Origin of the sequence: Glaesserella parasuis, from assembly GCF_002015085.1 — a bacterium.
GTDB lineage: Bacteria > Pseudomonadota > Gammaproteobacteria > Enterobacterales > Pasteurellaceae > Glaesserella > Glaesserella parasuis.
Window position 1 is genome coordinate 1 of the sequence record NZ_MUXW01000051.1, and the last position, 12,486, is coordinate 12,486.

A 12,486-nucleotide genomic window follows, 5' to 3' on the forward strand; every position below is an offset into this window, starting at 1 on the left:
TTTTAAGTAAAAATGAATTTCAAGTTAAGCACCTATTAAGACTTCAAAATTAAAAAATATTTTTAAACAAAGTCAATCAACAAGTGCCCACACAGATTGTCTGATAAATTGTTAAAGAACGAAATAAAGTGGTCGGCGAGATAGGATTTGAACCTACGACCCACTGGTCCCAAACCAGTTGCGCTACCAAGCTGCGCTACTCGCCGTCTGATATGCTACTGCATATATTTAATGGGGTGGCTAATGGGACTCGAACCCACGACAACTGGAATCACAATCCAGGGCTCTACCAACTGAGCTATAGCCACCATCTCTAGTCGATATTGCATTACCTCTGGCGCGCTCGACAGGATTTGAACCTGCGACCTTTGGCTCCGGAGGCCAACGCTCTATCCAACTGAGCTACGAACGCGTTGTTTTCAGTACTGCGTCGCAACGGAGGCGTATATTAGTGATTTCACTCTCGCTTGTCTAGCACTTTTTTAAAAAATTTTCTTGTGTGCTCTTAATTTATTCAAAATGTCTATTAATTATTAGAAATATGAAAAAAAGAAATACTAAGCAACAAATATTATATTTAAGACTTACATTAGTACAGGCAAAAAGCAAAGTTTACTGAGTCCTCAAAAAGCATAAATTATCCCAAATAATATTATGTATATCTTACGTAGGCAAAAATACAATCCTGTAAAAGAAGATTATCCTAAGTAATTTAAATATCATCACAACACTCAATAAAGAATACTTTAATTGAACAAAAAGCTGACTCTGGCTCTAACCCATTGTCAGCCCTTAATAATTAAATAGTGCAAAAAAACCCACACTCTCAAATCGGATACAGCTTACGATTCTTTTTCCACCGTTGTCTGAATTGCCAACTCCGCCAACGCTTTCGGGTTACCGAAACTTGGTGCATCGGTCATCAAGCAAGCCGCAGCCGTTGTTTTCGGGAAGGCAATCACATCACGGATATTTTCCGTACCAGTAATTAGCATTGTTAAACGGTCTAAACCGAATGCCAAGCCTGCGTGTGGTGGTGTGCCGAATTTTAACGCATCAAGTAAGAAGCCGAATTTCTCTTTTTGTTCTTCTTCGTTAATGCCTAAAATACCAAACACCGTTTGTTGCATTTTTGGGTCGAAAATACGCACAGAGCCACCGCCTACTTCATAGCCGTTAATCACCATATCGTAAGCATTTGCTACTGCACCTTTTGGATCTTGCACAAGCTCTTCAGGGCTTAAATCTTTTGGTGCGGTGAATGGGTGGTGCATTGCTGACCAGTTACCCTCATCATCTTTTTCAAACATTGGGAAATCGACAACCCAAAGCGGTTTCCAAGCGGTGAGATCCGTTAAACCTAAATCACGTCCTACTTTCAAACGTAACGCACCCATTGCATCCGTAACGACTTTTTCACTGTCCGCACCAAAGAAGATGATATCGCCGTTCTGTGCATTGATACGAGTGAGTAACGCTTTAACCACATCATCAGTTAAGAACTTAGCAATCGGGCTTTGTAAGCCTTCTAAGCCAGCGTTTACATCATTCACTTTTGCCCACGCTAAGCCTTTTGCTCCATAGATCCCAACAAATTGGGTATATTCATCAATCTGTTTACGGGTAATTTCCGCACCATTCGGCACACGAATTACCGCAACACGCCCTTCAGGATCGTTGGCCGGGCCACTGAACACTTTAAATTCGACATCTTTTAGAATATCCGCCACATCAACTAATTCTAACGGGTTACGCAGATCAGGTTTGTCTGAACCAAAACGGCGCATTGCTTCTGCAAAAGTCATTTGTGGGAACTCGCCTAAATCGACATTTAAGCGATCTAACCACAAGCCACGGATCATTTTTTCCATCATTGCACGTACTTCAGGGGCGGTCATAAAGGTGGTTTCCACATCGATTTGGGTAAATTCAGGCTGACGATCTGCACGCAAATCTTCATCACGGAAACATTTGGCGATTTGGTAATAGCGGTCAAAACCTGACATCATGAGCAACTGTTTAAATAATTGCGGTGATTGCGGTAACGCATAGAATTTGCCTTTATGCACACGGCTTGGCACTAAATAGTCACGCGCACCTTCAGGAGTTGCTTTGGTGAGCATTGGAGTTTCAATGTCCAGAAAACCATTGTCGTCCATATAACGACGAACAAAGCTGGTAATTTTTGCACGGGTTTTCAAACGCTCCGCCATTTCAGGACGGCGTAAATCTAAGTAACGATATTTTAAACGCTGTTCTTCGGTGTTGTTCTGATTGAAATCGAGCGGTAGCACTTCTGAGTTGTTATACACCACAAGTTCTTTGACCAACACTTCAATTTCACCTGTTGCCATCTCTTTATTAATTTGAGATGTATCACGAGCAATCACTTCACCTTTAATTTGCACGCAGGCTTCCGCACGCAATGCAGAGGCTTGTTTGAATAAGGCTTCATCTTTCTCATCAAAGAAAACCTGCACGATCCCTTCACGGTCACGAATTTGCATAAAAATAAAACGACCAAGGTTACGCACACGGTGTACCCAACCGCTTAATGTTACTTGCTCACCAACGTGAGTACGGTTTAACACACCGCAATAATGAGAACGCATCATATCTAGTTATCCTTCTTATAAAATTTGGAAAAAATTGTGGCGATTATAGCGAAAACAGACCAAAGAAAACAGATAACAATGGAAAATAATCATTTAAGCCTTGAAATCCCGTAATTTGTCGCTATATTAGCGGTCGTTTTAGTGCAAAAATTTGCGAAGTCAAAATTTGAGGATACACAATGACAAACCAAACTGAAAAAGAACAAGTAGAACAAGACGTTAGCCAAGTAACTGAATTAGCACAAGAGGCTCAGGAAGCTCAAACACAAAACGTTGAACCTGAGTTGCAACAAAATGATGAAATCGATCCGCTTGAAGAAGCGATTGCTCGTGTACAAGAGCTAGAAGCCTATATTGCTGAAGCGGATAAACGTGAACAAGATATTCAACTGCGTGCAAGAGCGGAAGTCGAAAATATCCGTCGTCGTGCAGAACAAGATGTAGAAAAAGCCCATAAATTTGCCTTAGAAAAATTCTCTAAAGAGATGCTGACTGTCGTTGATAACCTAGAGCGTGGTTTGCAGGCTCTTGAAGGGGTAGATGAAAGCGTAAAATCAGGCATAGAATTAACCCATAAAGGCTTAGTTTCAACCTTAAATAATTTTGGTATTGAAGCAGTCGGCGTGGTGGGTGAAGTATTTAACCCAGAGCTACACCAAGCAATTTCAATGCAACCAGCTGAAGGCATTGAAGCTAACCATATTAGTGTAGTCTTACAAAAAGGTTACACGCTACACGGACGTGTTATCCGTCCAGCAATGGTAATGGTCGCTAGTTAATTTTCTGTTTTTCGACGGCGATCACAAAATTAGCCCCAAATACCTGCGTGATTTATGTTATTTTTTGATAACACTAATCACAAAGGGAATAAAAAAATGGACGCAACTATGAGTATTCGATTTGATAAACTTCGCTTTGTAAAAAAGCTACAAGAAGCTAATCAACCACCTGAGGTTGCAGAGGCGTTTGCTGATGCATTAGATGACGCTCTTGAACAAAGCCAACGAACTTTATTAAGTAAGGCTGATTTTGAGCTACGAATGACACAAATGGAAGCAAAGTTTGATACAAAATTAGCTCAGTTAGAAACTCGGCTCACAGATACGATGTACAAAATGGCAGGTATCATTGTAGCAGCAATGAGTTTGATTATGGGACTAATGCGATTTATCAACTAACCAAAGAAAAACACAATCCCTTATTTGTTTATCAAGTAAGGGATTTTCACCTTAAATAAACCTATGTCACTACAATTTAATTTTGTTGCCCTACTGCTTGTTGCACTTATCTTACTCGGTATTTTCAGCCAAAATAGTGCTGTAACCATTTCCGCTGCCGTCCTATTGATTATGCAGCAAACATTATTGGCAAAATATGTGCCTTATCTCGATCAATACGGTATCAAAATCGGCATTATCATTCTGACTATCGGCGTACTTGCCCCTCTTGTATCAGGGCGAATTGCCTTGCCTGAACTTGTTCAACTGATTAATTGGAAAATGATCGTTGCTATTATTGCTGGCATAGTAGTTGCTTGGCTTGGCGGACGTGGCGTAACCCTAATGGGCAACCAACCTGTGCTAGTCACAGGGTTATTAATCGGCACTATTATCGGTGTTGCTTTCTTAAAAGGCGTACCTGTTGGTCCGTTAATTGCGGCTGGGATTTTGTCGCTCATTATAGGAAAATCGTAATTTACCATTGAAATATGCAAAAAAAACATAAAAACCAACCGCTTACAGCAGAACAAAAAAACTTACTTAACCAACTGCAAGATACCACTTTAATTGATGCTCGCCGTTTAGCCAGGCGTGTTCGTGGGTTGGCGAATATCAAAAATGAAAACGCTAAACAAGCCATCATTGCAGAAATTGAGGTGGATTTGACCGCTTGTAAAAGTCGCTATCTCACGCGTAAACAACAATCAGAACAACTGAATATTGAGTACCCTGATCTGCCTGTTTCCGCTCGCCGTGACGAGATCTTAAAACTGATTGCCGAACATCAAGTGGTGGTGATTGCTGGGGAAACAGGGTCGGGTAAAACTACACAGTTGCCAAAAATGTGTTTGGAACTAGGGCGTGGGGTGAAAGGGCTAATCGGGCATACGCAACCTAGACGTATCGCAGCTCGCTCGGTGGCGACACGCATTGCCGAAGAGCTGAAATCGGAACTGGGTTCGACTATTGGATATAAAGTCCGCTTTAACGATCAGATGAGCGATAACACTCTTGTCAAATTGATGACGGACGGTATTCTGCTTGCCGAAATCCAAAACGACCGCTATCTCAATCAATACGATACGCTAATTATTGACGAAGCCCACGAACGTTCGCTTAACAATGATTTTATTCTCGGCTATCTCAAACAAATTTTAGCAAAACGCCCTGATTTGAAGGTGATCATCACATCGGCAACCATTGATGTTGAACGTTTTTCTAAACATTTCAACAACGCACCAATCATCGAAGTGTCGGGCAGAACTTATCCTGTGGAAGTGCGTTATCGCCCGATTGTGGAAGAAGAGGATCAAGACCAACTACAAGGCATTCTCAATGCAGTGGACGAACTGCAAGCAGAAGGTCGGGGCGATATTTTGATTTTTATGAACGGCGAGCGAGAAATTCGTGATACTGCCGAAGCCTTGCAGAAGCAGGAACTTCGCCATACGGAAATTTTGCCGTTATATGCCCGTTTATCAGCCGCAGAACAGCAATGCATTTTTAATCCAAGCAATCTAAACCGCATTATTCTAGCGACTAACGTGGCGGAAACCTCGCTGACGATCCCAAATATCAAATATGTGATTGATACGGGAACGGCTCGCATTTCCCGTTATAGCTATCGCACCAAAGTTCAGCGTTTGCCGATTGAGCCGATTTCCCAAGCCTCCGCCAACCAGCGTAAAGGGCGTTGTGGACGTATTTCGGAGGGGATATGTATCCGCTTGTATTCGGAAGACGATTTTAACGCCCGTCCACAGTTTACCGATCCTGAAATTTTGCGGACAAATCTGGCTTCGGTTATCTTGCAGATGGCGGCGTTGGGTTTGACGGATATTGCTTCGTTTCCGTTTGTAGATGCGCCAGATCAACGGCATATTCAAGATGGTATTCGTCTTTTGGAAGAATTAGAAGCCATAAAAAATGCAAAACATTCGCTCCCTCCGTTTACGGGGGGAGCTGGGCGAAGCCCTGAGGGGNNTCCTGCGGACACCTCCCCCCGTAAACGGGGGGAGGGAAGTTTCCAACTAACCAACATCGGTCGCCAACTCGCCCAATTCCCTATCGATCCTCGTCTAGGTCGTATGGTGATCGAAGCGGCGAAAAATGGTAGTTTGCACGAAGTGATGATGATCGTATCGGCGTTATCTATTCAAGATCCTCGTGAACGTCCGCAGGAAAAACAGCAATCGGCAGATGATAAACATCGCCGTTTTGCCGACAAAGAGAGCGATTTTTTAGCCTTTGTGAACCTGTGGCATTTTATTCAAGAGCAACAAAAGGAACTCACCAAAAATCAGTTCCGTAAGCTCTGCCAAAAAGATTATCTCAACTATCTGCGAGTGCGTGAGTGGCAGGATATTTATCATCAGCTTCGCCTTGCGGTGCGTGAAATGGGCTTGCCGATTAACAGTGAACCTGCAAATTATCAGCAAATTCATACCGCTTTATTATCGGGTTTATTGTCGCATATCGGCTTGAAAGACAACGAAAAAATGCACTATTTAGGGGCAAGAAATGCACATTTTTATCTGTTCCCTAATTCCGTGCTTTTCAAAAAACAGCCGAAATGGGTAATGGCGGCAGAATTGGTTGGAACCACTAAATTGTGGGGGCGAATGGTGGCACGAATTGAGCCTGAATGGGTTGAACCGCTTGCCAAACACTTAACCAAATCCAGCTACAGCGAACCACGTTGGGCGAAATCAAAAGGGGCGGTGGTTGCCGATGAAAAAGTCTCGCTCTACGGTATTCCGATTATCGCCTGCCGTCCTGTGATGTATGGGGCAATCGATCCTGTTGTCAGCCGTGAAATTTTTATCCGCTCAGCGTTGGTGGAAGGTGAATGGCACAATAATTACAAATTTTTCAAAGAAAATAACCGCTTGATCAAAGAGATCGAAGAGTTGGAACATAAATCTCGCCGTCGAGATATTTTAGTGGACGAGCAAGTGCTGTTTGAATTTTACGATCAGCGGATCGGCACAGATGTCGTTTCCAGCAAACATTTTGACAGCTGGTGGAAAAAAGCGTCACAGAAAGATCCTGAACTGCTGAACTTTGAAAAATCGTTCTTGATGAATGATAATGCAAACAAAGTCAGCGAATTAGACTTCCCAAATTTCTGGTATCAAGGTTCGCTTAAGTTGAAGCTGATCTATCAATTTGAAATCGGCTCGCAAGCGGACGGCGTGACGGTACATATTCCGTTACCGTTGCTGAACCAAGTGGATACGCACGGCTTTGATTGGCACGTTCCAGGACTACGTCAAGAGCTTATCATTGCATTGATTAAATCGCTACCGAAAGCTATTCGCCGTAGTTTTGTACCCGCACCAAACTATGCGGAAGCGTTTTTATCTCGTGCAGAGCCGTTTAAAAAACCATTGTTGGAAAGTTTGAGTTATGAACTTCGCCGAATGACAGGGGTTTTAGTTGAGCCTGAACAGTGGGATTTAAACCAACTGCCACCGCATTTGCGGATCAGCTTCCGTGTGATTGATGAAAAAGGTAAAATCCTTGCGGAAAGTGAAAATCTTGATGAGCTAAAATTTAACTTGAAAGACGAAGTGCAAAATACCCTGTCTAACATTGCCGATGACGGCATTGAGCAAAGCGGTGTGCATTTGTGGAATTTTGCAGATTTGCCACAATTTTACGAACAGAAAAAACAGCATTTTAGCGTGAAAGCCTATCCTGCGATTGTCGATGAAAAAGATGCCGTTGGGATCAAGCTGTTTGAAACGGAATTTGAGCAAGCCAAAGCAATGCAAGCAGGCTTACGCCGATTATTATTGTTGAACGTGCCGTCGCCGATTAAATATCTGCACGAAAAATTGCCGAATAAAGCTAAACTCGGTTTATATTTTGCTCCGTTCGGCAAGGTGTTAGAGCTAATTGACGACTGTATCGCCTGTGCGGTGGATAAATTGATGGAAGAGTTTGGTGGCTTTGTCTGGTCGGAAGAAAAATTTAACGCCCTTCACGACTACGTTAGAGCGAATTTAAACGACACCACGGTCGAGATTGCCAAACAGGTTGAGAAAAATCTCACCCTTGCCTATGAAATCAACAAACGCCTAAAAGGTAAGCTGGATTTCACGATGGCATTTGCCCTGTCAGACATTAAAGCACAAATTGACGGCTTGATTTACCCTGATTTTGTCACCAAAACGGGCTACAAACGCCTTGCAGATTTACACCGCTATCTCACCGCTATCGACAAGCGGTTGGATAAGTTAGTGGTGGATAGCAATGCCGACCGAGCCAAAATGTTGCGAGTGGAACAGGTGCAAAACGCCTATCAACAACTGTTGGCAAAACTGCCAAAATCCAAACCGATTTCAGATGAAGTCTTGGAAATTCGTTATATGATTGAAGAGTTGCGTGTCAGCCTGTTCGCCCAACAGCTTGGCACAAAATACCCGATTTCGGATAAGCGGATTTTGAATAGTATTCTCCAAATAATAAAATTTTGAAAAGCCACTTAAATTTGTAAAATTATGTAAACAAACTTGTCTACCTTTATGATAATTATTATCATCTAGCCACCTCAAAAATAATAGGTAATCACTCCAACTCTTACGCCTCATTCCCCCACAAAATGAGGCGTTTTTTTCGCCTTTTTTCTTCGTTCTCCGCTATAATAGCCAGTATTTTTCGCATATAGTAAAAGGAATAATAATGACACAATCTATTGAAACCGTTCTCGCTGAACTTAAACGTGGCATAGAAGATGTTTATTCAGAAGCAGATTTAATTGAGAAATTAAAAGAAAATCGTCCGTTACGCGTAAAACTTGGAGCAGATCCAACCGCTCCAGATATTCACTTAGGGCATACAGTCGTGTTAAATAAACTTCGCCAATTCCAAAATTTTGGTCACGAAGTGATTTTCTTAATCGGTGACTTCACTGCAACAGTCGGCGATCCGTCAGGTAAAAATGCAACTCGTCCGCCACTTTCTCGTGAAGATGTATTACGCAATGCGGAAACCTATAAAGAGCAGATCTATAAAATTTTAGATCCACAAAAAACCCGTATTGTGTTTAACTCTGAGTGGTTAGGTGAGTTAGGCACTATTGGTATGATCCGCCTAGCATCAAACTATACTGTGGCTCGAATGCTAGAGCGTGATGATTTCAAAAAACGTTTTAACAATAATCAATCTATCGCTATTCACGAATTTATCTACCCATTATTGCAAGGTCACGACTCTGTGGCATTAGAAGCAGATATTGAGCTTGGCGGTACGGACCAAACCTTTAACTTATTAATCGGTCGTGAGTTACAAAAAGCAGCAGGACAGAAGCCACAGGTTGCAATGACATTACCACTTCTCGTTGGTTTAGACGGCGAGAAAAAAATGTCGAAATCCCTTGGTAACTATATCGGCGTGACCGAAGCACCAAATGAAATGTTCGGCAAAATTATGTCGATTTCTGATGAACTGATGTGGGATTGGTACAATTTACTTTCATTCCGTCCATTAACCGAAATCGCACAGTTAAAAGCTGATGTGGAAGCAGGTAAAAATCCGCGTGATGTGAAAATTCTATTGGCTAAAGAGATTATCGCTCGTTTCCATTCTGAAGCAGATGCAGATGTGGCAGAACAAGAGTTTATCAACCGCTTCCAAAAGGGGGCAATGCCAGATGAAATGCCTGAATTTACCTTTGAAGGCGAAATCGGTTTAGCGACATTATTAAAAGAAGCAGGCTTAGTGCCTTCAACATCAGAAGCAATCCGCTCTGCACAACAAGGCGGTGTAAAAATTGATGGCGAAAAAGTCGATGATGTGAAACAAAACGCACAGAAAGGGACTTTTGTTTATCAAGTTGGTAAACGTAAGTTTGCGAGAGTGACTGTTAACTAATCCTCAAAATCGTACTACCTAAAGTCTTTATTGCAAACTATTCAATTCAGCAGAAGAGCTTAGTTTAAATTCAAACTAAGCTCTTTATGTTATATAGCATTACTCTCTTTATATTCAATAATTACTCTAGGTGTTAATTTTGTAATAAGTTCATAATTGATGACACCAATAGCTTCCGCAACTTCTTCAATTAAAAGTTTATCCCCCCAAAGCTCAACTTCGTCACCCACTTTATCCTGACTATCAACACCAAGATCAACGGTCATCATATCCATCGAAACACGTCCAACAATAGGAACCTTACGCCCATTAACAAAAACAGGCGTACCTTCAGGGGCATTTCGAGGATAACCATCCCCATAACCAATGGCAACCACACCAATTTTTGTGTCTTTATCACTTACCCAAGATCCGCCATAGCCCACAGGCTCACCAGCTTTGTGGCTGCGAACCGCAATTAGAGAAGAAGATAATGTCATTACGGGTTTAAAACCTAAATCAACAATTGGCGTTGAGTGTGGAGAAATGCCGTACATAATAATGCCTGGGCGCACCCAATCATAATGGGCTTGTTTCCAATAAAGAATACCGCTTGAAGCAGAAATACTACGCTCAACCTTGTACTCTTGACTGACCGTTTCAAAAGTAGCAATCTGCTTTTCGGTATAATCACAATCAAGCTCATCCGCTCGACTAAAATGGCTGACAAAGTGAATACATTCTACGAGAGGACAAGCGGTTAAACGTTGATAAAATTCTGCAACTTGTTCGGGGTGAATACCTAAACGATGCATACCTGTATCAATCTTAAGCCAAACAGTAATCGGGAAATAAATTTTGGTTTTACGTTGCCAAAAACCTTTCTGCTTTTCCGCTTGCCACTCTTGAGCCACATTTTCGAGCAGTTCAAGTTGCTCAAGGCAATGAATAACAGTATCGAAACGACGGGAAAGGGTTTTTAATAATTCTTCACGATCAAAAAAACCTTCAAGCAATAAGATTTTACCTGCATAGCCACTTTCTTGAATAGTCAATGCTTCTTTAATGCGAGCGACACCAAAAGCCTCTACCTGATCTTCTAAATTCTTAATCACGGCTCTAATACCTTGCCCATAAGCATTAGCTTTGACTACCGCACAAATTTTACTTTGAGGAGCCAAAGATTTAATTAAACGCATATTATGTCGTAAAGCACTACCGTTGATCGTCGCTGTTGCTGGTTTCATCGTTTTAAAGTATCTATTTGAAAATGTTCGAAATTATACGCTGAAATTGTAAAAACCCCTAGAATTTCAGGAAAAATAGACTAATATATAGGCAATTGTTTAACCTATATTAAGGAGAATATGATGTTATCTGAATTGATGATTTTACCCTTCGTCTTCGTTATGTTGACTATTGCTATTTTACTATCGTCAATTAAAACCGTGCCGCAGGGATTTCATTGGACCATAGAACGTTTTGGACGTTATACCAAAACATTAACCCCAGGGTTGAATATTGTTATTCCTTTTATTGATAGGGTTGGACGTAAAATCAATATGATGGAACAAGTGCTAGATATTCCATCACAAGAAGTGATTTCCAAAGATAATGCGAGTGTGGCAATTGATGCCGTTTGCTTTGTTCAGGTGATCGATGCTCGTCGTGCTGCTTATGAAGTTAATCATTTAGAACAAGCAATTATCAATTTAACGATGACCAATATGCGTACGGTACTCGGTTCTATGGATTTAGATGATATGCTTTCACAGCGAGATTTGATTAACGGTAGATTATTAGCCATTGTCGATGAAGCCACAAACATTTGGGGTGTCAAAGTAACGCGTATTGAAATTAGAGATGTGCGTCCACCCAAAGAGCTAGTTGAAGCAATGAATGCACAAATGAAAGCAGAGCGTAATAAACGTGCCGATATTTTAGAAGCGGAGGGGATCCGTCAAGCAGAAATTTTGCGTGCAGAAGGGGAAAAACAAGCTCGTATTCTAAAAGCAGAAGGTGAACGACAAGAGGCGTTCTTACAAGCAGAAGCCCGTGAACGTGCGGCAGAAGCAGAAGCAAAAGCAACACAAATGGTTTCTGAAGCGATTACAAGCGGTGACACTAAAGCGATTAATTACTTTATTGCACAAAAATACACTGAAGCACTGCGTGAAATTGGTGCTGCCGACAATAGTAAAGTTGTTTTAATGCCGCTAGAGGCAGGTAATTTAATCGGATCAGTGGCTGGCATTGCTGAATTACTTAAAGGCGATAAGAAATAAGGGGGAAATATGGAATGGCTTTCGGGCTGGACTGCTTGGCTGATTTTTGGCTTTATTTTGCTTATTCTAGAAACTCTCATTGCAGGGATCTTTATAATGTGGTGGGGATTTGCAGCGATTATTGTTGCAATACTACTCATATTATTCCCTAATATCGAATTGGGCTGGCAAGCCACTATTTTTGCGGTCTTAGCCATTCTATTTAGCCTCGCTTGGTGGAAATACCAGCACAGCAAAGATCAGCAAGAGGATCAACAAGCCGATTTAAATGCTCGAGATCACGCAATGATCGGCTTACAGGGTACTGTTGTTGAAGTACTCGACAGCGGTGTTGCAAGAGGTAAATTTGGTGACACGACTTGGCGAGTAATTGGCAACACACTGAAAGTTGGCGATAACATTCAAGTAGAAAAGGTTGATGGCATTACCTTGTTTGTTCGTGTTGTGTGAAGACAGTACTTCATTATTCTGATGAAAAAAACCGCTTGTTTTACAAAACAAGCGGTTTAA

9 protein-coding genes and 3 tRNA genes are annotated in these 12,486 nt (G+C 41.7%); 7 read left to right on the forward strand and 5 right to left on the reverse strand.

Annotated features, from left to right (window positions below):
- Window positions 1–129: 129 nt before the first annotated feature.
- From B0183_RS10400 to aspS, 4 genes are all read right to left on the reverse strand, one after another.
- A tRNA-Pro gene (locus B0183_RS10400) sits at window positions 130–206 on the reverse strand.
- 26 nt (window positions 207–232) lie between these two features.
- A tRNA-His gene (locus tag B0183_RS10405) sits at window positions 233–308 on the reverse strand.
- Between the two features lie 27 nt (window positions 309–335).
- Window positions 336–412: transfer RNA gene (locus B0183_RS10410), tRNA-Arg, on the reverse strand.
- Between the two features lie 430 nt (window positions 413–842).
- Window positions 843–2,615 carry an aspartate--tRNA ligase gene (aspS, locus tag B0183_RS10415; protein ID WP_078208760.1) on the reverse strand — a complete coding sequence of 591 codons (1,773 nt, stop codon included), beginning with the start codon at window positions 2,613–2,615 and terminating at the stop codon, window positions 843–845.
- A gap of 179 nt (window positions 2,616–2,794) precedes the next feature.
- Between aspS and grpE the strand changes: the two genes are divergently transcribed.
- The 5 genes from grpE to tyrS all read left to right on the forward strand — a co-directional run bounded on the left by grpE (window position 2,795) and on the right by tyrS (window position 9,712).
- A complete protein-coding gene (grpE, locus tag B0183_RS10420) occupies window positions 2,795–3,394 on the forward strand; it encodes a nucleotide exchange factor GrpE (protein WP_021114384.1) in 600 nt (199 codons plus the stop codon).
- Window positions 3,395–3,490: 96 nt separating this feature from the next.
- Complete coding sequence (locus B0183_RS10425; protein ID WP_035493656.1) at window positions 3,491–3,793, forward strand: CCDC90 family protein; 303 nt, start codon at window positions 3,491–3,493, stop codon at window positions 3,791–3,793.
- 63 nt (window positions 3,794–3,856) lie between these two features.
- The gene (locus tag B0183_RS10430; protein ID WP_021114386.1) at window positions 3,857–4,309 is read left to right on the forward strand and encodes a DUF441 domain-containing protein; all 453 of its coding nucleotides are present in this window, start codon (window positions 3,857–3,859) and stop codon (window positions 4,307–4,309) included.
- A 14-nt stretch (window positions 4,310–4,323) separates the two neighbouring features.
- Window positions 4,324–8,316 (forward strand): ATP-dependent RNA helicase HrpA, encoded by a 3,993-nt coding sequence (hrpA, locus tag B0183_RS10435; protein ID WP_078208761.1) that lies wholly within the window; start codon window positions 4,324–4,326, stop codon window positions 8,314–8,316.
- Window positions 8,317–8,521: 205 nt separating this feature from the next.
- Entirely contained in the window at window positions 8,522–9,712 is a 1,191-nt protein-coding gene (gene tyrS, locus B0183_RS10440) for a tyrosine--tRNA ligase (protein WP_021116369.1), read from the forward strand.
- 89 nt (window positions 9,713–9,801) lie between these two features.
- On the opposite strand, the gene alr is transcribed toward tyrS, so the two are convergent.
- Complete coding sequence (alr, locus tag B0183_RS10445) at window positions 9,802–10,938, reverse strand: alanine racemase (RefSeq protein ID WP_021111673.1); 1,137 nt, start codon at window positions 10,936–10,938, stop codon at window positions 9,802–9,804.
- 138 nt (window positions 10,939–11,076) lie between these two features.
- Between alr and B0183_RS10450 the strand changes: the two genes are divergently transcribed.
- The gene (locus B0183_RS10450; RefSeq protein WP_404856822.1) at window positions 11,077–11,976 is read left to right on the forward strand and encodes an SPFH domain-containing protein; all 900 of its coding nucleotides are present in this window, start codon (window positions 11,077–11,079) and stop codon (window positions 11,974–11,976) included.
- A 9-nt stretch (window positions 11,977–11,985) separates the two neighbouring features.
- The gene (locus B0183_RS10455; protein ID WP_021112983.1) at window positions 11,986–12,426 is read left to right on the forward strand and encodes an NfeD family protein; all 441 of its coding nucleotides are present in this window, start codon (window positions 11,986–11,988) and stop codon (window positions 12,424–12,426) included.
- Window positions 12,427–12,486: the final 60 nt, after the last annotated feature.

Coding starts and splice junctions, on each gene's coding strand:
- alr (WP_021111673.1), bottom strand. CDS start 10,938: ATGAAACCAGCAACAGCGACGATCAACGGTAGTGCTTTACGACATAAT.
- tyrS (WP_021116369.1), top strand. CDS start 8,522: ATGACACAATCTATTGAAACCGTTCTCGCTGAACTTAAACGTGGCATA.
- B0183_RS10430 (WP_021114386.1), top strand. CDS start 3,857: ATGTCACTACAATTTAATTTTGTTGCCCTACTGCTTGTTGCACTTATC.
- grpE (WP_021114384.1), top strand. CDS start 2,795: ATGACAAACCAAACTGAAAAAGAACAAGTAGAACAAGACGTTAGCCAA.
- B0183_RS10425 (WP_035493656.1), top strand. CDS start 3,491: ATGGACGCAACTATGAGTATTCGATTTGATAAACTTCGCTTTGTAAAA.
- B0183_RS10450 (WP_404856822.1), top strand. CDS start 11,077: ATGATTTTACCCTTCGTCTTCGTTATGTTGACTATTGCTATTTTACTA.
- aspS (WP_078208760.1), bottom strand. CDS start 2,615: ATGATGCGTTCTCATTATTGCGGTGTGTTAAACCGTACTCACGTTGGT.
- B0183_RS10455 (WP_021112983.1), top strand. CDS start 11,986: ATGGAATGGCTTTCGGGCTGGACTGCTTGGCTGATTTTTGGCTTTATT.